This is a genomic window from Granulicatella sp. HMSC31F03, from assembly GCF_001807725.1.
Lineage (GTDB): Bacteria > Bacillota > Bacilli > Lactobacillales > Aerococcaceae > Granulicatella > Granulicatella adiacens.
The window spans coordinates 100,178-120,381 of sequence record NZ_KV790870.1; the positions used below are offsets into that span (position 1 = coordinate 100,178).

The 20,204-nt window shown below is 39.8% G+C and carries 19 protein-coding genes and 3 pseudogenes; 17 read left to right on the forward strand and 5 right to left on the reverse strand.

Features of this window, described 5'->3' with window-relative positions:
* Window positions 1-119: 119 nt before the first annotated feature.
* The 11 genes and pseudogenes from HMPREF3106_RS07915 to HMPREF3106_RS07965 all read left to right on the forward strand — a co-directional run bounded on the left by HMPREF3106_RS07915 (window position 120) and on the right by HMPREF3106_RS07965 (window position 7,406).
* On the forward strand, window positions 120-527 hold the full coding sequence (locus HMPREF3106_RS07915) for a hypothetical protein (RefSeq protein ID WP_070445751.1): 408 nt from the start codon (window positions 120-122) through the stop codon (window positions 525-527).
* Between the two features lie 269 nt (window positions 528-796).
* Window positions 797-1,018, forward strand: a pseudogene (locus tag HMPREF3106_RS07920) (divalent metal cation transporter); the annotation flags it as partial.
* Window positions 1,019-1,305: 287 nt separating this feature from the next.
* Window positions 1,306-2,121, forward strand: coding sequence for a C39 family peptidase (locus HMPREF3106_RS07925; protein ID WP_070445756.1), 816 nt, complete (start codon window positions 1,306-1,308; stop codon window positions 2,119-2,121).
* Between the two features lie 51 nt (window positions 2,122-2,172).
* Window positions 2,173-3,078, forward strand: a complete 906-nt coding sequence (locus HMPREF3106_RS07930; protein WP_070445759.1) for a DUF4300 family protein — start codon at window positions 2,173-2,175, stop codon at window positions 3,076-3,078.
* Between the two features lie 56 nt (window positions 3,079-3,134).
* Window positions 3,135-3,455, forward strand: coding sequence for a TfoX/Sxy family protein (locus HMPREF3106_RS07935; protein ID WP_070445761.1), 321 nt, complete (start codon window positions 3,135-3,137; stop codon window positions 3,453-3,455).
* A 198-nt stretch (window positions 3,456-3,653) separates the two neighbouring features.
* Window positions 3,654-4,211 (forward strand): putative immunity protein, encoded by a 558-nt coding sequence (locus HMPREF3106_RS07940; protein ID WP_070445765.1) that lies wholly within the window; start codon window positions 3,654-3,656, stop codon window positions 4,209-4,211.
* Entirely contained in the window at window positions 4,195-4,665 is a 471-nt protein-coding gene (locus HMPREF3106_RS07945) for a GNAT family N-acetyltransferase (RefSeq protein ID WP_005607575.1), read from the forward strand. Before HMPREF3106_RS07940 ends, HMPREF3106_RS07945 begins: the two co-directional genes overlap by 17 nt.
* Before the next feature lie 43 nt (window positions 4,666-4,708).
* Complete coding sequence (locus HMPREF3106_RS07950; protein WP_070445767.1) at window positions 4,709-5,743, forward strand: S66 family peptidase; 1,035 nt, start codon at window positions 4,709-4,711, stop codon at window positions 5,741-5,743.
* Between the two features lie 227 nt (window positions 5,744-5,970).
* Window positions 5,971-6,540: a DNA-3-methyladenine glycosylase I gene (locus tag HMPREF3106_RS07955; protein ID WP_070445770.1), complete on the forward strand. Its 570-nt coding sequence runs from the start codon at window positions 5,971-5,973 to the stop codon at window positions 6,538-6,540.
* 36 nt (window positions 6,541-6,576) lie between these two features.
* Window positions 6,577-6,861, forward strand: coding sequence for a rhodanese-like domain-containing protein (locus HMPREF3106_RS07960; protein ID WP_070439275.1), 285 nt, complete (start codon window positions 6,577-6,579; stop codon window positions 6,859-6,861).
* The gene (locus tag HMPREF3106_RS07965) at window positions 6,849-7,406 is read left to right on the forward strand and encodes a GNAT family N-acetyltransferase (protein WP_070445777.1); all 558 of its coding nucleotides are present in this window, start codon (window positions 6,849-6,851) and stop codon (window positions 7,404-7,406) included. The genes HMPREF3106_RS07960 and HMPREF3106_RS07965 overlap by 13 nt, the downstream gene beginning before the upstream one ends.
* A gap of 56 nt (window positions 7,407-7,462) precedes the next feature.
* Here the strand turns inward: HMPREF3106_RS07965 and HMPREF3106_RS07970 are convergent, their stop codons facing one another.
* The 3 genes from HMPREF3106_RS07970 to HMPREF3106_RS07980 form a co-directional block, all read right to left on the reverse strand.
* A complete protein-coding gene (locus tag HMPREF3106_RS07970; protein WP_070445780.1) occupies window positions 7,463-8,119 on the reverse strand; it encodes a hypothetical protein in 657 nt (218 codons plus the stop codon).
* Window positions 8,120-8,155: 36 nt separating this feature from the next.
* The gene (locus tag HMPREF3106_RS07975) at window positions 8,156-8,785 is read right to left on the reverse strand and encodes a hypothetical protein (protein WP_070445783.1); all 630 of its coding nucleotides are present in this window, start codon (window positions 8,783-8,785) and stop codon (window positions 8,156-8,158) included.
* A gap of 153 nt (window positions 8,786-8,938) precedes the next feature.
* Window positions 8,939-9,592, reverse strand: coding sequence for a hypothetical protein (locus HMPREF3106_RS07980; protein ID WP_005607561.1), 654 nt, complete (start codon window positions 9,590-9,592; stop codon window positions 8,939-8,941).
* Window positions 9,593-10,026: 434 nt separating this feature from the next.
* On the opposite strand from HMPREF3106_RS07980, the gene HMPREF3106_RS07990 reads away from it, so the two are divergent.
* The 5 genes and pseudogenes from HMPREF3106_RS07990 (at window position 10,027) to HMPREF3106_RS08000 (ending at window position 17,138) form a co-directional block, all read left to right on the forward strand.
* The gene (locus HMPREF3106_RS07990) at window positions 10,027-10,551 is read left to right on the forward strand and encodes an NUDIX domain-containing protein (RefSeq protein ID WP_070445864.1); all 525 of its coding nucleotides are present in this window, start codon (window positions 10,027-10,029) and stop codon (window positions 10,549-10,551) included.
* A gap of 221 nt (window positions 10,552-10,772) precedes the next feature.
* Window positions 10,773-10,880: pseudogene (locus tag HMPREF3106_RS09710) on the forward strand (YSIRK-type signal peptide-containing protein); the annotation flags it as partial.
* Window positions 10,881-11,141: 261 nt separating this feature from the next.
* A pseudogene (locus HMPREF3106_RS07995) lies at window positions 11,142-15,266 on the forward strand (beta-N-acetylglucosaminidase domain-containing protein); the annotation flags it as partial.
* Window positions 15,267-15,323: 57 nt separating this feature from the next.
* Complete coding sequence (locus tag HMPREF3106_RS09690) at window positions 15,324-15,935, forward strand: LPXTG cell wall anchor domain-containing protein (protein WP_246827580.1); 612 nt, start codon at window positions 15,324-15,326, stop codon at window positions 15,933-15,935.
* A 204-nt stretch (window positions 15,936-16,139) separates the two neighbouring features.
* Window positions 16,140-17,138 (forward strand): DNA/RNA non-specific endonuclease, encoded by a 999-nt coding sequence (locus tag HMPREF3106_RS08000; RefSeq protein ID WP_070445793.1) that lies wholly within the window; start codon window positions 16,140-16,142, stop codon window positions 17,136-17,138.
* A 38-nt stretch (window positions 17,139-17,176) separates the two neighbouring features.
* On the opposite strand, the gene HMPREF3106_RS08005 is transcribed toward HMPREF3106_RS08000, so the two are convergent.
* A complete protein-coding gene (locus HMPREF3106_RS08005; RefSeq protein WP_070445796.1) occupies window positions 17,177-17,695 on the reverse strand; it encodes a transcription repressor NadR in 519 nt (172 codons plus the stop codon).
* A gap of 12 nt (window positions 17,696-17,707) precedes the next feature.
* Window positions 17,708-18,229 (reverse strand): hypothetical protein, encoded by a 522-nt coding sequence (locus tag HMPREF3106_RS08010; protein ID WP_005607549.1) that lies wholly within the window; start codon window positions 18,227-18,229, stop codon window positions 17,708-17,710.
* Between the two features lie 314 nt (window positions 18,230-18,543).
* Between HMPREF3106_RS08010 and HMPREF3106_RS08015 the strand changes: the two genes are divergently transcribed.
* Window positions 18,544-20,166: a malolactic enzyme gene (locus HMPREF3106_RS08015; protein WP_070445800.1), complete on the forward strand. Its 1,623-nt coding sequence runs from the start codon at window positions 18,544-18,546 to the stop codon at window positions 20,164-20,166.
* Window positions 20,167-20,204 lie beyond the last annotated feature (38 nt).

A 20,204-nucleotide genomic window follows, 5' to 3' on the forward strand; every position in this document is an offset into this window, starting at 1 on the left:
AGAAAGTAACAATATAGTTCAAAATTATCTTATAGTAACGGTTTTAACTGAACCATCGATTTATTGGATTATTTTCAGGAAAAGTAAATTTTTACTTTATAGTAAAAGGAGGAACAAAGATGGCAATGATAGAAATTGGATCGGAAGTGGGGCTTCCGCTCATATTCCAGATGAGTTTAGGCTTCATAGCGACATGTGTGCTTGTCATTTTCGTTCGCCGATGGACAGCCGTAAAACAAAGTGGAGGACCGTTTACTGCACCGTTTCATATCGCAAAGGGGACGTTTTACATTCACGTGGCATTCTGTTTCAAAAAGCGTCGTATTCCTCTTGAGTCGATTCGCCAGATTTCGATTGATTTCATGCGTGGTCGAAAGGGAGGCGACAGCCGTTATGTCGTCAGAATTGAACAAAAGGACGGCACAACGACGATGTTCTTCATGGGAAAAAACCAAGCCAATGATGCGTTGCTGGAGGAGTTACCTCAAGCCGTGAAGCGGTATCCAATTAAAGTTAATAAAAAATAATGAACAACAAAAAACAGTATCTACTGTAATATCTCACATTGCGCGGTGATCGTAGAGTGTTATAATAGGCACTGTTTTTTTATATACTAACTTATATGAAATGGGCTTTTTGAGAAAATTTTCATACAATGAAATAATTTACATAAAAAGGAGGAAATTATGTCTACACATAAAAAAGTATCACTTTCAGAAGTGAATTAATCTATAGAAACTCCTAATAATAATCATTCTGGCATAACTTAAAAGCTTTCTTAGGACCAGGGACATTCCTCTTTGGGGCGCAAGAAAAAACATTGGACCAACTCTTGGCCTATTCACAAGTATTCTTATCAATGGCGTTACCATTTTCCATTTTCCCGTTGATTTACTTCACTTCAAAGAAATCACTCATGGGAGAATTTACAAACGCCAAATGGAATACTTTCCTTGGATATGGGGTTGCGGTTATCCTTACCATCCTAAACTTCAAGTTAATTATTGATTTATTCTAGAGTTGAACGGGCATCTTCGGGTGCTCGTTTTTTTGTTTGGTCGGATTTCACAATAGAGCTTACTCAAGTACATAGATGTAGGTGAAAATTTTCATGCGAAAACTCCTAATCTTCACAGAAGTTTGGTTGTATTTTTCAAGAGAATAGGATAGATTATAGTTGAGAAGGTTGGAACCGCATTCAAAAGTCGATGCGGTTTCTATGTGGAAGATGTAGAGGAGAGAATGTTGGTCCAAAGCAAAGTGATATAGTTGTCATCCTTAAGAAGAGAGAATGGAGGTATTAGGATGAAAAAGAGTCTTATTTTGCTGCTATGTATGAATGTGTTACTATTATCGTCTTGCAAGTCACATAACGAACAAAACAAGACAACGACCACGGATACTTCAATAGAAACCTCAACTACAAAGCAAGTGACAGAGCAATCGCAAACGAGTGAAACAACAACTGCCACGCCAGTGACTACGCAAGAAACAACAACGAGCGTCACTACGCAAGAAACACAAAACAAAACCACAACCGAGGCTGTGCCTCCAACGTCGCAACGTCGTAAGAAGATTTTGGCTGTCACTCCACAAATTCAGGAAGAATGGTATTTCTGTGCGCCTGCTACAGTAAGTATGATCCTTTCCACTCAGGGGAAATTCGTTTCTCAGCGACAACTGGCACAGGAGATGGGGACTTATGTACCTTTTGGAACGCATAATAAAGATGCCATTCGTGTGTTGAATCAGCATTTATTTGGCTATTCGGTGCCTAAGGAAGGACAGGCCGGATATCGCCTAGCCGTTGTTACGAATGCAAGTCCAAACTCCGAGGAGCTGAGAGTATTCAAGGAGCGCGTTCGCAAAAATATTGATGATGGCTATCCAATGTATTATACTTTTACCCTTTCCAAAATTTATCCTGGAAAAAATGGGGAGCATAATGTGATTGGTATTGGCTATGAGTTGACCCCAGACGGGAAAGATATTTCTGCCATTTATTATTTAGACTCCATGACACATGAACAAGATCCTGTCTATGGCGGTTTAAAAAAGGTAACGCCAGAAGAGCTGCTGGAAGCAATGGCGGCTTGCGAGGAACCTAATTATGCTTGGTAAGAGAATGATGAATTAAAAATAGGATTAGAAGGAAAGTGAGAGGAAACATTAATGAAAAATTTTTCTAGAACCATAAAAATAGGTTTATGTGCGGCAACGCTAGTGACGTTAGCTGGATGTGCACAAACATTCACAAAATCCGAATCAAAGAGTGTGGCGGAAACAACTGCTCCATCGACAACTGTCGTAAGCACGAAGGAAGAAACGCCGCAATGGGTGGCTTCGTATACGAATATGTCGAATCAGAGCAGTATTGATGAAGTGAAGGCGTTACTCTCTGCTTACATCGATAAAGAGAGTGTAGAATCGTTCTTAAAATTGGTGAATGAGTACAATGAAATTGTCGGCGAGACGGGTCTGCAAGGAGATTTTGCGTCTTTCACCAAGACAGAGTATGACGTAGAGAAAATCAGTAATCTCTGGAATGCGAAGATGGGTGATTTTGTCGGAACGAACTGCCGCATTAATACTTATGCATTATTGAAAAATAGCATTGAGATTCCTCCGATTGAAAAAGATGATACGCTCCTATTCATTGATAATGACGCCATTGACAAAGGAAAATTATATAATTCTGAGGATAAGAACGCCTTAAATCGATTATTCTCGAGAGTAAAAACAGAAGCGACAACCGATGTGAAAGTGCATGCTGCCAAAATGGAGCAATTCCTCTCTCAATTTAAATTTAATGAAAATGCACGAATGCTTTCCGTAGTGATTCATGATAATCTGGATGGCGAGTCTCTCTTTATTGGCCATGTCGGTGTATTAGTGCCAACGAGTGACGGCTTCCTTTTCGTTGAGAAGTTGACGTTTGAGGAGCCATATCAGGCGATTAAATTTGCTTCCAAAGAAGATGTTTACAAGTATCTTTCAACGAAATACCAAGATTATACCGGAGAAGGCTTAGCGAAACCATTCATTATGGATAACAACAAATTGGTAGAGATGAAGTAGAAAAGATGTATTCATCTTAGTCATGCAATCTGGAAGTAGCGGGAGAAGGTGAAAAGATGGCTTCTAGCAAGGAATATTTAGCCTATATTTTAGAACAATTATCAGGATTAGAGGATATCCGCTATCGAGCAATGATGGGGGAATATATTTTGTATTATCGGGAAAAGGTTGTCGGCGGCATTTATGATGATCGATTCCTAATCAAAAATGTGACAGCTGCCAGAGAAAGCATGCCGGACGCTTCATTGGAACGTCCATATGAAGGGGCAAAAGAAATGATTTTGGTGGAAAATGTAGAGGATAAGGAGTTCTTAACGAATTTGTTTAAAGCTATCTATGATGAACTGCCGGCTCCCAAACCCAAGAAAAAGAAATGATGGCGGGAGGAGGTTGCCAAGTGGTGGACGATTAGCAGGCAGTCCTCTGAATCCATAAAGTAGCTATAACACCGGTAGTAGTTTCAAAGTGCTACAGGTGTTTTTGATGTGCTGGAAAAATAGTTGAATGGGAATATAACCTTCCTCAGTTATTTGGTATAATAACAGTACAGTTTAAAGAGATTTGAGGCGAAATAAATGAAGCCGGAAGAGTATTCTTGGAATGAGTGGGAGCGAAATCGTTATATCAATGGGGACGTGAAGGTCCCCTCTGATTATAAAATTAAAATCACCGATATCCCGGAGAAGAGGGTGGAGTTAGAAACAATCCTTGAACAATTACCGCATAAAGAGGTCGCTCGTTGCGCTGTTGAAAATGCCCGTAATTTTATAGAGGATATTGAAAGCTTTGCTGATAAGGAATCTATTCTAGAGAAAACTTTGAACGTATTTCAACAGCGACTCGAGGGCAAGAAAAGCGCGTATCAGCTTCGTCAAGCAGGTTTTTTAGCAAACACGTTATCAAAGCGATCGACGACGGATATTAGCAAGTTTGCTGCCAGAGTGTATGCGCAAGCTATAGCATCTGCTCATATGAGAGGGCATGCGATGGTTTCTTCTGATTATGCAATTAAAGTCATCCAACTAAAGGATTCAAAGGATTTAGACCGAGTAAGAGTGGAAAGAGAACGACAAATCGCATTAGCGCGAGACTTTTTAAAGAAAGTAGGAACTAAAGATGAACATGAGTATTAGAGAAATTATAGATAAAAAGGAAAAAGAATCGATTTCAAAAGAAGTTTTATATGATCTTCCAGAATGGTTTGGAATGCCAGAAAGCACGCAGGAATATGTCGATGATGCGATGGACAAACCGTTTCTAGCCTGTTTTGTAGAGGATAAACTCGCTGGATATGTCGTGTTGAATGCTACGAGTGAGGATTGTGCAGATATTTTTGTGATGGGAGTCAAAAAGGAATTTCACCGCAAAGGAATCGGCCAAAAATTAAATGAGGCGTATGAACAACTAGCCAGGAAATTAGGGTACACTTATTCCCAAGTGAAGACTGTGAAAATGGGGCATTACGAACAGTATGATCGTACGAATCTTTTTTATAAGGCGATGGGGTATAAGGAATTAGAATGCTTCCCAACATTATGGGATGAATGGAATCCATGTCAAATCTATATTAAATATTTAGGGGAATGAAGTTGAAGATTACAACAGAAAATAGGACACAGAGGAGAATTCGATGAAAGTAAAGAAGATTGGTATCGTCAGTTTGTCTAGCGGCATTTTAGGGGAGAGTTTCATTCAACATGAACTCAATCTTGGGAAAAAACGATTAGAAGAATATGGGATAGAAGTTGTATTTTTACCTCATGCATTAAAAGGGCTAGAATTTATAAAGCAACATCCCGAATGTAGAGCGCAAGACTTACTAACCTCTTTTCAAGATGATTCGATAGATATGATTTTATGTGCCATTGGTGGAGATGATACGTACAGATTGCTGCCTTATTTATTTGAACAAGACGCGCTTAAAAAGGTTGCCAAGCAAAAGATCTTTCTAGGTTTCTCAGATACGACCATCAATCATTTGATGTTACATAAGGTGGGCGTTCGCAGTTTCTATGGGCAAGCGTTTTTGCCAGATGTGTGTGAACTTTCGAAGGAAATGCTTTCGTATACAAAATCGTATTTTGAGGAATTGCTGACAACGGGAAGAATTAAAGAAATTCGCCCAAGTGACATTTGGTATCAGGAGAGAGAAGATTTTAGTGAAAAGGGACTAGGGGTTTCGATGCCAAGTTTTCCAAATCACGGGTTTGAGTTGCTTTCAGGGGCTGCTCAGTTTACAGGGCAAATCCTAGGAGGGTGTTTGGAATCCATGGCAGAATGTCTCGAAAATTCAAGATATGAGGATACGGTTCGCCTCGTGCAGCAGTATCAACTATTTCCTACTTTAGAAGAATGGAAAGGAAAAATTTTGCTTCTAGAGACGAGTGAAGAACAACCGACTCCTGAACACTTCCAAAAAATGATTCAAACACTAGAACGATACGGTCTTTTTGATGTGGTGTCTGGTGTGCTTGTTGGAAAACCACAAAATGAAACTTACTATGATGAGTATAAAGAGATTCTTCTGGAAGAATTAGGGGAGAAGCAGCTACCCATTGTCTACAATATCAATGTTGGGCATGCGACACCTCGTTGTATTATTCCTTTTGGGATTGAAGCTCAAGTGAATGTGGACGACCAAGTGATTCGTTTTATCTATGAATAATAAAATTACAGAAGTGAGAATAATGAAGCAGACTCAAATGTGGAAGGGGAGTCTGCTTTCATTTTTCTAAAACAATGACGGCATCTTCCAAGATGTATTTACTGACAAATGGGAATAGAAATGCCATAATGAGATGAATTCTAATAAATTTGGGGTATTGGATAAAATCGCTACTGTATAGGGAATCCGAACCCGAGGACTAAAACTCTTATGTAAAAGGAGTAAATATGGAAACAAAAAGATGTGATTGGGCTAACCATAGTCTACTTGAACAAAAATACCATGATGAAAAGTGGGGAATCCCTATCTTTGATGATAAGGAATTATTTAAGATGCTTTGTTTAGAAGGGATGCAAGCAGGCCTTAGTTGGTCTACGATCCTTCAAAAAATGGAAGGGTTGTGTAAAGCTTTTGATAACTTTGATCCAGACATTGTGGTGAACTATGATGAAGACAAGGAAGCTGAGCTCCTTCAAAATAAAGAAATCATCCGAAATCGATTGAAAGTAAAATCTGTTGCGAACAACGCTAAAGCTTACTTTAAGATATGTGAAGAGTTTGGGTCATTTAGCGACTATTTATGGGGATTTGTCAATCATACGCCAATCATCAATTCTTGGAAATCCATAACAGAAGTCCCCGCAAAAACGGAGCTTTCGGACGAAATCAGTAAAGATTTGAAGAAAAGAGGCTTTAAATTTATTGGCTCTACTATTATTTATGCTTTTATGCAATCGGTAGGGATGGTAAATGACCACCTTCTGGAATGTGAGTTTAGAAGGGTAGAGAAGAATTAAAATTTATTTTGAATAGGAGAAAGGTGAAGGAGAAACATGAAAAAAATCGCAGCAAAAGAGTTTAAAGAATTATACCAAACAAGTGAAATCGCGGTGTTAGATGTACGAGAAAAGGGAGAATTTCAAGACGGACATATTCCAACAGCAAAGAACTATCCTCTAAGTACGTTGGAAAAAGAGTATGAAACATTAAATCCGGAGCAAAAATACTACGTCATCTGCCAAGGTGGGATGCGTTCAGCAAGGGCTTGTCAATTTTTGGAAGAAAAAGGCTTTGACGTGACGAATGTTGAAGGTGGCATGAATCAGTGGCAAGCTTAAAGAAAACGACCGAAGTTCAACTAGAGCCATTTAACAAAAACTTTCTGCAAGAGATTTGGAAGATTGGTTTTTCTACGGATCAACCAGAGTGGACGAAGTTGAACGCACCGTATTTTAATGATTATCGCAAGTTTGACGATGCGAAAAGTTTTGAAGAAAGCTCGATTGCAGATTTTTTAATGAGCGACGATTGCAGATGTGTTGTCTCTGGAGGTCTGCCTGTAGGGATGGTTTCAAAATCATGGGTGGATGAAGCTACTCGCTGGCTAGAAATTGGGATTGTGATTTATGACAATCAGTTGTGGGGCGAGGGAATTGCAACAAACGCGCTGACGAAGTGGGTGGATGCTATTTTCCAAGAAATCGATGCGCTCGAACATATTGGAATGACGACTTGGAGTGGGAACAGTGCGATGATGGTCGTTGCTGAGAAATTAGGGTTCCTAAAAGAAGGTCAAATCCGTAAAGTCCGTTACTATCAAGGACAGTATTATGACAGCGTAAAATATGGAATTTTACGCGAAGAGTGGACTACAAGAGCATAACAATAAAGAAAGAGACTGATTACGCGAATCAGTCTCTTTTAATATGCAAGTAGTGATTATTTTCCAGGAGTTTTTGGATCTAAGCCAAATGATTGTTCTAAAATTGGTCTTAAGCTATTAATCATATCGGCTGTACCTTCTATTGCAAGCGCGTATACTTTCTCGCCTTTTTGAACGACCCATTCGTACATGTATTTACCATCAGAGAATGCAATTTTCATTAAGTAGGCATCCTCTCCAGCAAATTTAGCTCTTGAGCCTTGTAGACTAGTCTGTTGTTTGTCATTTTGCCAGTGATCATACAAACGATTCGCAATTAACTCTGCGCCAAAGGTTTCTCCGTTAGCAAGTTTGACAGAGTCTTTAGTGTACGAGTTCATTGATAATACATTGTATTTATCTGGTGAAGAAAACTGGAATTGAGAACCAGTATTTTTATCTTGGTATGCGACCCAATCTTTAGGAACATTGACATAACCAGATGCTTCACGGCCAACGCGTTGAGTATCCGAAAGTGAAACTTCTTTAGTAGTAGAAGAAGCACCAGCAGTTGTTGTTGGAGCAGTTGTAGTAGGTGTAGCCGTAGTTTCTTTAGCGACTTCAGTAGTTGGTGTTGCAACAGTATCTATTGCTTTCTTTTCGTTGTTCCCGCAAGCCGCTACCAATAATGAGGATAGAAGCGTTATAGAACCTAATAAAATTTTGTTTTTCATAATAATTAATCTCCTTCATTTAGTTCAGATTTTTGATTATTGTCCGGGAGTTTTCGCCTCTAAGCTCCATGTCTGTTCGATCACAGGTCTTAAAGCATTAAGCATATCCTCAGAACCTTCGACTTCGATAGCGTATATTATCTCACCTTTTTGGAAAAACCAACAGAGGTAGTATTTACCGTCTGTAAATAGGACTTTAAGTAAGAAAGCCTCCTCGCCAGCGAATTTGGCTTTTACACCTTTTATTTGGTCGACCTCTTTTGAGTTTTTTAACTTAGCGTATGTACGATTTGCCATTAACTCAGCACCGAATGTTTCACCGCTTCCAAGTTCTACTTTATCTTTAGTGAAATTGTATAGTGCCACAGCATTATATTGATCTGGTGAAACATATTGTACTTTAGTTTCGCTATTCTTGGTCCAGTCTTTAGGAATATTGAGATAACCAGTATCTGCATTCCCGATTCGTTGAGTGTCTGCAAGTGAGATTTCTTTTACGTCAGAAGAAGACTGAGCAGTTGTTGTAGTCGTTACAGTTGCCGTTGTATTTGCTTGGGTTGTTGGCGCTGAGGTTGTCTCCGTTGCATTCTTTTCGCCGTTCCCGCAAGCCGCTACCATTAACGCAGATAGAAGCGTTACGGAACCTAATAAAATTTTGTTTTTCAAGATAGTTGTTCTCCTCAACAGGTTTATTATATTTGTATTATATCACGGTACGGGTTGAATTTAAATAAAAAACATTTTACAAAGGATGAGGATAGATAGGAGATAACAAAAGAGACTAATCGCGTGGACTAGTCTCTTTTAGGTTGTTAGTGATTATTTTCCAGGATTCTTAGGATCTAGACCCCAAGTTTGTTCGATAAGTGAAATCATCGTTACAATCGTCTTTTTGTCTCCTTCAAAAGAAGCCGTATAGACTTTATCCCCTTTTTCAAAAATCCAAGTAAAGTAGTATTTTCCATCTTTCATTAAGAGTTGTAAGAGGTAAGCATCCATTCCGGATACTTTTGTTTTAGTACCTTGGATTTTATCAACATTTTGTTGACCACTCCAGTTAGCTGCTAGACGATTGGCAATCATCTCTGCTCCCCAAGTTTCTCCTTCACCAGGTTTTGCTTGATCTTGAGTGAATCCATTTAATGTAATAATGTTGTACCCATCGAGTGCTGAGTACTGGAATTGTGGGCCACCATTCACATCTTTAAAGTTGACCCAATCTTTAGGAACATTGACGTATCCAGCGTCGTCTCGTCCAACACGTTGAGTGTCGTTGAGTGAGATTTCTTTTTCTTCTGAAGAAGCTCCCGTTGTTGTCGGCGCTTGAGTGGTTGCTTGCGTGGTTGTTTCTTTAACAGCTTCCGTTGTTTGTACGGTCGTCGTTTCTTTTGTTTCTTTAGTAGAGTTACCGCATGCTGCAAACACAAGTGCAGAAAGAACAGTAACAGAGCCTAATAAAATTTTGTTTTTCATTGTTACACTCCTAAAATATGAATTTATAGCGTTAGTGTACCATTTTTTAAGATTTTTTAAAAGTTTAGTCATTAGTTTATTTGCTTTGATAAAAGTTAGCCCTAACCATTAGAGAGGAAATAAGATAACAGCTTATTTCAATAGATGGTATAATAGAACTACGATTAATGATGAGGTGAGACTTATGCACCTGTTAAAAATTATCCTATTTGTTATCGGGATAACCTTTTGCCTTTTTGGATATCTCATCGTGTTCAAAAGGCAGTATGGGCTCATCAATGATTTCAAAGCACGGAAGAAGGCGGGGAGCCAAAAGGATACAGATGCATTTCGTATTGGGCAAGTTGAGTTAATCCTAGGGATTGGATTGCTTGTACTATTTGTGTTATTAATGATATTTACGTAGAGGAATACTATAGAAAGTGAGTTTGGCAGTGAAGGAATTAGCATTAACATTAGAAGATACGCAGTGGGAGAAGACGACGATTACGCATGATCGAAAAATTGTGCGAGCCATTGTGATAGATGAAGAGGGATATTTTTACTTCGTGCGAGTACACCGCGACGATATCTTTGGGACTAGCGTTTTTATTGAAACAGCTGGCGGAGGTGTAGAAGAAGGAGAATCAACAGAAGAAGCCATCCACCGGGAACTAAAGGAAGAACTGGGGGTCAAGGTAGAGGTCCTTTGTAAAATTGGTCTAGTTAGCGACTACTATAATCAGATTCATCGTCATAATGTAAATCATTACTATCTTTGCCAGATCACGTCTTTCGGAGAAACCGATATGACTCCAGAAGAACAAGAGGAATTTCAATTATCAACATTAAAGATGACTTATGAAGAGGCCGTTTCTGAGTATCAAAAGTTTGCTTCTAAACCATGGGGAGTCCTTCTTGCAAACCGCGAATTACCCGTTCTTGAATGGGCGAAAAAGTGGTTAATTAGCGTAAAATAAAATGAAAAGAAGAAAAAGTAATCATAGAAGGGGAAGCCTATTCATGGTTACTTTTTTTATCGAATATTTTCTTAATAAAATCACAAATTCAACTTGTAACTACCAGTTGGTTTTGCTATATTAAAGGTGCATAAAAATCGGTAAACAATAAGGTTAGGGATTGTTTTAGGTTTTGTTGCAAACGCTTACTAAAAATAAAACGAAAGGAAGTCGAAAATCTTATGGGTAAGAGATTTTTTGATAAAAAATGTAAGTACAGTATTCGCAAATTTTCAGTAGGAGTCGCTTCAGTAATGATTGGGGCTACTTTTTTTGCATCTCCGGTTGCTTTAGCAGCAGAGGTCGAAGGGGAACCAAGCACAGAAAATGGGGCTATTAGTGAGGCGCCTTCCTTAAACCAATTGCCGGATGAAGTATTAAAGGCGATTGAAAAAGCAGAAAAAGAGGGGCAAGCAAACAAAGCTGAAGAGGAAGCTTCCGCTACTCCAAAAGAAGGAGCAGCCACATCTGAGACTGGGAAAACTCAACCCTCAAAAGAAGAAACAGCTAAGCCAACTGAAGCAGAAGCGACAACTGTTGCAAAGCAGGCTAAACCAACGGAAGAAGTAACTGCTACAGAAGCTCCAACGACAACGACGCCTAATACAGCAACAGAAGCAACAACGAAGCCACGTGAAGTAAATGGAACGGTGGAGAAAGCCGACCAATTTACAGCAGCTAAGCCAGCGACGAAAGAGGAAATTGACGCTGCGAAAAAAGAAGTGACGAAAAAGGAATATACCGTATTCCCAACACCACAAAAGGTCACTTATGGAGAAGGGGTAACTGCACTAGAAGGGAAAGTAAATCTGGTATTTAGCGATAGTCTAGATATCTATACACGTAACCGTGCAAAAGAAATTTTACAAGCGAATCAAGTTTCTTATACAACAAGTGCAAAAGAAGCAGAAGGCTCTACGAATATTTTCCTAGGGGTTCATGGGGAATCTTCACTAGCTGAAAAAGAAGTTAAAGATGTTTCGAAAGATTTATACAATAAAATTGACGCCTATGTTTTACAAGTCAAAAACAATAAAATATCCATTGTCGGAAAAGACACAGACGCGGTGTTCTTTGGCCTTACAACCTTGAAACATATGCTCAAAGATTCACCAACTCCTGTTCTTCGTGATGTGACGGTAGAAGACTATGCAGAAGTGAAAAATCGTGGGTTTATTGAAGGATATTATGGCAATCCTTGGACGAAGGAAAACCGGGAAGATTTAATGAAATATGGTGGCGACTTAAAATTAACGCAATACTACTTCGCACCAAAAGACGATCCATATCACAACAAAAAGTGGCGCGACTTATACCCAGAGGAAAAACTAGGAGAAATTCGGGACTTAGCTCGTGTCGGAAATGAAACGAAGACACGCTATGTATGGACAATCCATCCATTCATGCATAACAAAATGCGCTTTGAAAACGACGAGAAATATAAAGAAGATCTTTCTGTCATCAAAAATAAATTTACACAATTACTCGATGCAGGGGTTCGTGAATTTGGGGTGCTTGCCGATGATGCGGCTTGGCCAGTCGGTGGATACAATAGCTATATCCGTTTAATGCGTGATTTGACAGATTGGTTAACGGAAAAACAAAAAACATATAGCGGTCTTCGTAAAGATATGATTTTTGTACCTGCTTGGTATATGGGACAAGGGACAGAAGATGAACTTCGCACACTTAACGAACATCTTCCAGAAACAGTCCATTTAACGTTGACAGGGGGGAAAGTATGGGGAGCTGTGGATCAAACTTTCTTAACGAACTTGAAACGGAATTTGACAGAAGGTGGAAAGAAATATCGTCCAATTCACTTCTGGATTAACTGGCCATGTAATGACAATACAAAACAACACTTAATTCTTGGTGGCGGAGAAAAATTCTTGCATCCAAATGTTGATTTGTCGCTTTCGAATGGAATTATGCTGAATCCAATGCAACAATCGGAAGCTTCCAAAGTAGCTCTGTTTGACATGGCTCAATACGGCTGGAAGCAATGGAGAAGTGCACAAGAAGCAGAACAAATTAATGACACCGCCTTTAATTATGTGGTCAATGGTCATTTTAAAGACAGTGAAGTTTCCAAAGCCTTCCGCGAACTTGGAAAACATATGCGAAACCAAAACAGACCTCCTCACGTTACAAAATTAGAAGAGTCAGTAGAGCTTGCACCTAAATTGACCGCCTTTTATAACAAATTGAAGGCAGGTCAAAACTTAGATGCAGAAAGAAAAGAATTAAAAGAAATCTTTGCCCAATTGAAAGCTGACGCAATTCTTCTAAAAGAAAAAGGGGATAAGAAACTCATTCACCAAATTCACTATTGGTTGGACAATACAGTAGACCAAATGAATGCGCTCGAAGCCCTCTTAACAGCAACAGAAGGACTTGCAGAAAAGAATGATGCGAAAGTTTGGGATAACTACTACGCAGGATTGAAGCATTATGACCAATCCATTAGTTATGCATTCTTCTATGTAGATCACTATGAACGTGCTGAATTTGGAGTTCAACATATTCGTCCGTTTATTAATAATCTAAAAGAATATTTAGCAACGCATATTCAGACGATGCTTCGCCCAGATAAACTGGTAACTACATTTATTACAAACCGTGCGGGTGCTGAAGGCGGACTAGCTGAAGTCACAGACGGAGACTACGATACACATGTAATCGTGAAGACGACAACCGTAATTGAACGAGATGACTATGTGGGATTACGTTTCAACAAAGCGATTAAGATTCATACGCTCGGATTTGCCACCGGAACCAAGACGGCCGATAACTACACATTCGGTAATGCCGTTGTTGAATATCAAAATGAGCAAGGGGATTGGGTAGCGCTCACGACTCCTGCCTATACAGGTAGAGAGCGTACCCTTGAATTCAATAATCTGGATATTACTGCACAAGCCGTTCGAATGCGTGCAACTGCTAAAAAGGATAATGCTTGGCTTGCCATGCGCGAAATTGCCGTCAATAGACCACTAGAAACGGGTAGCAAGAAGGTAAAAGCAAATATCACTTTAAGTTCTAATCTAGTGTATAAATATGGAACTAGTGTCGTTCAAATGCAAGATGGAAATGAGACAACAGAATCTATGATGGCACATGCAAACCAAACCAATGTCACCCCAGAAAATGCTTGGGTACAAATGGATTTAGGGGCTGCTAAAGCTATTAAACGAGTACACCTTGTTCAAGGAGAACGCGACAAATTAGCAGCGGGTGTCATCGAATATTCGACAGACGGAACTAATTGGACGACGCTTCAAACATTAGCTGGAGAAAGAACGAGTGATATTATCAAAGAATTTACAGCGCAATTTGTGCGTGTTCGCAATACTCAAACCTTGAATAAATGGTGGAGAATCGCGGACTTCACGGTAGATGTTTTCACTCCAAATACAGACTTGACAGTTACAAGTGTGGATAGCTTGAAGGAAACGCCAGTCGCTGATAGCCGTGGACGTTATGAAATGACATTACCTCAAGGAACCAATATTCCAGCAAATGGATATCTTGGAATGAAATTAGACCGCCTACATGAAGCTTCTTCGATTACTCTGGAAGATGCAGGAGAAACAGGATTAACACTAGAGTACTCTGCTAATGAAGTCGAATGGTATCGTGCAGACGAATTGCCAGAACATACCTTCGTTCGTTATGTTCGTCTCGTGAATAAGACGGATAAAGACCAAGCGCTTCCTTCTGGTAAGTTAATTGTGAAGACAAAAGAAGTGGAATCAACAGAACTTCAATCAACCACAATGGGCATCCACCAATATTATGGGGCGAATGATGTTCGTCGCATTCACAATATAGGTCAATTATTTGATGGAGATTACAACAATTTCGTTGAGTTTTCTGATTACCAACGTAAAAATGGTGAAATCGTGATGAAACTCGGTACCACTCGTCAAGTGAAGAAGATTCGTGCATACATTCAAGATGCGGAACGGAATTATTTACGAGATGGTAAGATCCAAGTCAGTGAAGACGGTAAGAACTGGACCGATGTGGTTACAGTTGGTGACGGGGTTGAAAATGAAATTCGTGACAACTCTCTAACGGATGGTTGGACACATGATGCGGCTAAACCTGGAAATCGTTATATTGAAGGGGTTCTAGATAAACCAGTTACCGCTAAGTTTATGCGTGTGCTCTTTACAGCGGATTATAATGCACGTTTCTTAGGCTTTAGCGAAATCGAAATCAATGATGGTGAGTTTATCAATCCTGAAAATAATCCTACGGTGACAGGAAGTGGAACAGAAGACAAAGATAACTTGAAGAAACATTTAACGGATGGAAATGTATTAACTAGTTATGCGACAACAGAGAATAAGGGAGAACTGGTTTACCACTTATCAGAAGAAACGGCTGTAAATCATGTTCGTTTAATTGCAGATGTCCCAGAAGGAACCACTGTAAAAGTCAAAGTGCGTACATTGAATGAAGCAGGAGAATCTGTGTGGAAAGAACTGGGTAAAGTAAAATCTAGCTTCCAAACATTTGCACTTCCAGGAGAAAATCCACGAATTCTTGATGTGAAAGTTTCTTGGGAAGGTGGCCCTGCAGAGTTCTACGAATTATCAACCTTTACTAAAGAAGTCACTCCAGATGAAATTCAACAGCCTGAACCAGACAAACCAGTAACGCCACTAACGCCAATTGATTCAACGGTTGCTAAACGAGAGTTGAAAGACGAGGCTACAGGTGTGATGATTTCGGGGTCAACTACCGCCTTAGAACCAGTGAAAGACTTAGCAGTTCAAAAAGTTCTTGATCAAACATTGGATGGCAAAAAATATGATGCGTATGATATTCGTTTAGGAGGAAAGGCAGGTGGCTTTGTTCAGCCAAATGGAACAGTTGCTGTGACGGTTCCAGTGAAAGCTGATGCGGAAGTAGAAACGATTTACTACATTACTCCTGAAAAACGATTGGAAGCTTTAACGTTTACTCAAAAAGATGGAAAAGTAACCTTTAATACGACTCACTTCAGTATTTACGCAGTTGTGTATAAAGGATCCGTGGCTGTAGCGAACCCAACAGCACCGACAACACCAACGGCACCGACGAGTCCAACATCGCCAGTAACGCCGGGGACTCCTACAACTACTTCTACACCTCCAGCTGTAGCTTTCGGAGAACCAGGTAGAACGACTCCAGCAGGTGAAAAGCCAGTTGCTAAACCTGAAACCGTCAATGGAGCTGTTGCAAATCAGCTTCCAGCTACTGGAACAAGCGATGCAAACACTTCTCTCTTTGTCGCAAGTTTAGCGCTTGCCCTTGGAACATTGTTCTATAAAAAAGGAAAAGAAGAAGCGTAATCCCAAAAAGTAAGACAGTAAGAGAAAAGACCTAGCTTTTTAGCTAGGTCTTTTCATTTAGATTCAGAAGACATCTTTGCAAGGTGTATTTTATAATGGAATAACTCAAAAATAAGTCAAAACCACTATTGTAAAGAAGCTGAGGGAGGTCTATACTGAAACTGATTAGGGAGTTTTTAATAAAGTATATTAGGGGGAATTAGGGTGAAAATTCGTTCGAATTGGAAATTGGGGTTATTGATTCTGGCTGGTGTTTCTTTAGCAGCATGTGGGGGGCATAAAGAAGAGGCGAAGTCAACGACAGAGACGGTAGTGAAAGTGACGACAGTTGAAGCAACGACAGTGACGCCTGCTAAATTACCAGATTCTTTGCTTCCTTTTAAGAAAGAGAAACAATTGGTATTGGGAGAATTGGATAAACTGGAGCGTTCTACGTCAGCGCATATTCAACTGAATATTAAAGATAAGCCAAAAGCTAAGAGAGAACCAAAAATCAGTGTGGATCCAGTTGGATGGCATAATTATAAAATGCCTATTGATGATTCAGGGAGTGGGAAAGAAGCATGGTTGATGAATCGCGGTCATTTAGTTGGATATCAGTTCAGTGGACTAGATAACGAGTTACGTAATTTAACACCGATGACAGCCTTATTAAATACGGGAAGCCTGTCAGACACGGATTCCGCAAATCAAACTGCAATGTTGTTCTATGAGAATAATCTTGCGGATTGGATTAATGCGCATCCGAATGATTGGTTAGATTATAAAGTAACGCCAATCTATCAAGGGGACGAATTGATTCCACGTCAAGTTGAGTTGCAGTATGCGGGAATAAAAAGTGATGGAACTTTGATGAAGATTTCTTTTGGGACAAAACAAGAGGAAACAGATGATGATGGTGTAACTCATGTAATTCTGGAGAATACATCACCAAATGCAAAACTTGACTATGCGACGGGGAATGCGGAACCATTATTTGCTAAGAAGAAAGTTGAAACTACTGTTGCTCAGACAGAAGTAGTGAAAGAAACAACGACCGTTCAAAAAGAAGAGAAAATAGTTTATGTGGCAAAAAAGGGAAAATCAAGCGTTTATTGGTATCACAAAGGAAACATGCCTCCAAATACAAACTGGGATAATGTTGTGGAGATGACCGAGGCTCAAGCGAAAAGCCAAGGAAAACGTCATAGCTCTAGGGAATAAGAAAGGCCCACCGCTTAATTTAAGTGGTGGGCCATTTTTTAATCTTCCTTTACTAAATACCCTAGTTTATCGAGGGCATCTTCGATATAGTCGAGGTCTTGTTGGTTTTCAGCCTCAACTAGATGATAATGTATGCCGTCTGTTAAGGATGACAGAGGGCGAAAGTCTTCTTGATGGATTTGTTCCAAGAAGTGTTGGACGTCACGGCGACAGGTCAGTTTCACAAGAGTCTGAATTTCTCCGTAGACTGGATGGTCGATTTGAATATTTTGGACGCGGCCTCCATTATCGACAATCGCTAACAGTTCGGCTTCAATAGCCTCGGTATCGTGTTTGACTTTGAAGAGACGATGAACATACGGCGAGCTCTCTTGTTCCTTGTAGACATATCCACGATTGGTCGAGAGAATCGTTGCCCCATCAGCACGAAGAAGCGCGATGTCTTGAACGATAATTTGTCGGGTAACATGGAAATGTTCCGCTAAGCTTTGACCATTGAGTGGCTTTGGCGCGTTTTTCAGCAGTTTTAGTAATTCAGCTTTTCGTTCTTTTGGCATAGTAGACCTCTTTTAACGTCTTTTTTGTAAAACTTTATACACCACTAGTGCTAATTCATAGTCTACCATACTGTGAATCACTGTACCAAATCCGACTAAGACAAAGAGGACGTAAAACATGCTTTGAAGATCTGTCCCTGAAACGGAGTAGAAGAGCACACAAGCTAATACTTCACCGACTGCGTGAATAAGCGCAAGGACGAAGTTGAAAATCCATGATGCTTTTCGGTTTTCAAGCGTCTTAGGATGCTTTTGTAAGAAAAAGGCCCCAAGTGTCGCAAAGAGAATATGTGACAACGCACGGAAGACAATCACGAGCGGATAAGCACCAGAGATAAAGAACCCGTATGAGGATCCAAGAACGACGAAGATGGCCATCCAAGGATTTATAAACATTGCAATAAAAATCGCAACGTGGCTTCCAAGGGTATATGAAGCTGGCGGAATCACCAATTTCAGTGGCATCGCGATAGGAATAAAAATCGCAATCGCGGTTAATAGTGCGGTAAGTGTCATAAAACGAACATTTTTCATCAGAATAAAACTCTCCCTTTATTTACTGTATATACAGTAGTATAGTTCTGTGTATACAATAAATCAATAGGAAAATTCAATTTTTCGCTCATAATTCGCTTGATTTGATAAAAAGTACCATTACAAAAGGAAAGTTATACACGTTACGTTAGAGAGGAAAGAGAGAGCTCTTTTCTCTTTTTTTGTGTCTTTAAAGTTAAATCTTTTCTTATTGGAGGGCTTTGACTCGTAATTGTTCAAAATAGGAGTAGTATAGGAATTAAGTTGTAGGCACTATATTTTTCTACGAACGAAGGACATGAGGAGGAATCAATATGCGTGGACACGACATTTTAAACAACCCTTTCAAAAATAAAGGGACAGCATTTACACAAGAAGAACGTCAAGAATTAGGATTGGTCGGATTATTACCACCGTACGTTCAAACTTTAGAAGAACAAGCGGCGCAAACCTATGCACATATGCACCAAAAAGCAAGTGACCTTGAAAAACGTCTTTTCTTAATGGAAATCTTCAACACAAACCGTACTTTATTCTACTATTTATTCTCACAACACTTAGAGGAGTTCAACCCAATCGTTTATGATCCAACGATTGCGGACACGATTGAAAACTACAGCGAACTCTTTGTAGATCCACAATATGCAGCTTACTTAGACATCAATCATCCAGAAAATATTGAAGCAACCTTGAAGAATGCGGCAGGCGACCGTGAAAATCGTTTAATCGTTGTGACAGATGCCGAAGGAATTCTTGGGATTGGTGACTGGGGTACAAACGGGGTGGATATTTCTGTTGGTAAATTAATGGTATACACAGGAGCAGCTGGAATCGACCCAGCAAGTGTTCTTCCATTAGTGATTGATGCCGGAACAAACCGTCAAAGTTTATTAGAGGATCCAAATTATTTAGGAAATCGTCATGAACGTGTTCGTGGGGACCGCTATTATGACTTTATTGACCAATTCGTTGAAACAGCAGAACGTCTCTTCCCTAAATTATATATACACTGGGAAGACTTCGGACGTGGCAATGCGGCTAATATCTTAAATAAATACAAAACTCAAATTCCAACCTTCAACGATGATATTCAAGGAACAGGCATCGTGACACTTGGCGGGATTTTTGCCGCAATGGATATTGCTGGTGAAAAACTAACAGACCAAGTGTACTTATGCTACGGTGGTGGAACTGCAGGAGCAGGTATTGCTTCTCGTGTCCTTCGTGAAATGGTCGTTGACGGCCTTAGCGAAGAAGAAGCTTATAAACGTTTCTTTATGGTCGATAAACAAGGGTTGTTATTCGATGATATGGATGACTTAACCCCTGAACAACGCCCATTTGCGAAAAAACGGAGTGATTTTGCCAATGCAGATCAATTAACCGATTTATTAGAAGTGGTAAAAACTGTTAAACCTACTATCCTAGTGGGAACTTCTACTCAACCAGGTACATTTACAAAAGAACTAGTGGAAGCAATGTGCGAAAACACAGAACGTCCTGTGATTTTCCCATTATCAAACCCTACAAAATTAGCAGAGGCTACTGCCAAAGACCTCATCGAATGGTCAAACGGGAAAGCTTTCGTTGCGACAGGAATTCCTTCAGACGACATTGAGTATAACGGTATTAACTATGTTATCGGACAAGCGAACAATGCGTTAATCTACCCAGGCCTTGGATTAGGAATGCTTGCTTCAGAAGCGAGTCTATTAACAGATGAAATGATTGGGGCTGCAGCGCATGCTTTAAGCGGTATTGTGGATATTACAAAACCAGGCGCACCTGTGTTACCTCCATTCAAATATGTGGCAGAAGTGTCATTGAAAGTGGCAACAGCAGTCGCTAAAAAAGCACAGGAACAAGGTCTAGCACGCGCAGTTGAACAAGATATGGAAAAAGCGGTTCGTGACTTCAGATGGACACCAAAATATTAATTCGTAAAACATCCTACGCTCTAGCAATCTAGCTAGGG

Bases quoted from the DNA above. Each gene is read 5' to 3' on its own strand.
- HMPREF3106_RS07915 (WP_070445751.1), top strand. From the start codon at position 120: ATGGCAATGATAGAAATTGGATCGGAAGTGGGGCTTCCGCTCATATTC.
- HMPREF3106_RS07925 (WP_070445756.1), top strand. From the start codon at position 1,306: ATGAAAAAGAGTCTTATTTTGCTGCTATGTATGAATGTGTTACTATTA.
- HMPREF3106_RS07930 (WP_070445759.1), top strand. From the start codon at position 2,173: ATGAAAAATTTTTCTAGAACCATAAAAATAGGTTTATGTGCGGCAACG.
- HMPREF3106_RS07935 (WP_070445761.1), top strand. From the start codon at position 3,135: ATGGCTTCTAGCAAGGAATATTTAGCCTATATTTTAGAACAATTATCA.
- HMPREF3106_RS07940 (WP_070445765.1), top strand. From the start codon at position 3,654: ATGAAGCCGGAAGAGTATTCTTGGAATGAGTGGGAGCGAAATCGTTAT.
- HMPREF3106_RS07945 (WP_005607575.1), top strand. From the start codon at position 4,195: ATGAACATGAGTATTAGAGAAATTATAGATAAAAAGGAAAAAGAATCG.
- HMPREF3106_RS07950 (WP_070445767.1), top strand. From the start codon at position 4,709: ATGAAAGTAAAGAAGATTGGTATCGTCAGTTTGTCTAGCGGCATTTTA.
- HMPREF3106_RS07955 (WP_070445770.1), top strand. From the start codon at position 5,971: ATGGAAACAAAAAGATGTGATTGGGCTAACCATAGTCTACTTGAACAA.
- HMPREF3106_RS07960 (WP_070439275.1), top strand. From the start codon at position 6,577: ATGAAAAAAATCGCAGCAAAAGAGTTTAAAGAATTATACCAAACAAGT.
- HMPREF3106_RS07970 (WP_070445780.1), bottom strand. From the start codon at position 8,119: ATGAAAAACAAAATTTTATTAGGTTCTATAACGCTTCTATCCTCATTA.
- HMPREF3106_RS07980 (WP_005607561.1), bottom strand. From the start codon at position 9,592: ATGAAAAACAAAATTTTATTAGGCTCTGTTACTGTTCTTTCTGCACTT.
- HMPREF3106_RS09690 (WP_246827580.1), top strand. From the start codon at position 15,324: ATGATTTCGGGGTCAACTACCGCCTTAGAACCAGTGAAAGACTTAGCA.
- HMPREF3106_RS08005 (WP_070445796.1), bottom strand. From the start codon at position 17,695: ATGCCAAAAGAACGAAAAGCTGAATTACTAAAACTGCTGAAAAACGCG.
- HMPREF3106_RS08010 (WP_005607549.1), bottom strand. From the start codon at position 18,229: ATGAAAAATGTTCGTTTTATGACACTTACCGCACTATTAACCGCGATT.
- HMPREF3106_RS08015 (WP_070445800.1), top strand. From the start codon at position 18,544: ATGCGTGGACACGACATTTTAAACAACCCTTTCAAAAATAAAGGGACA.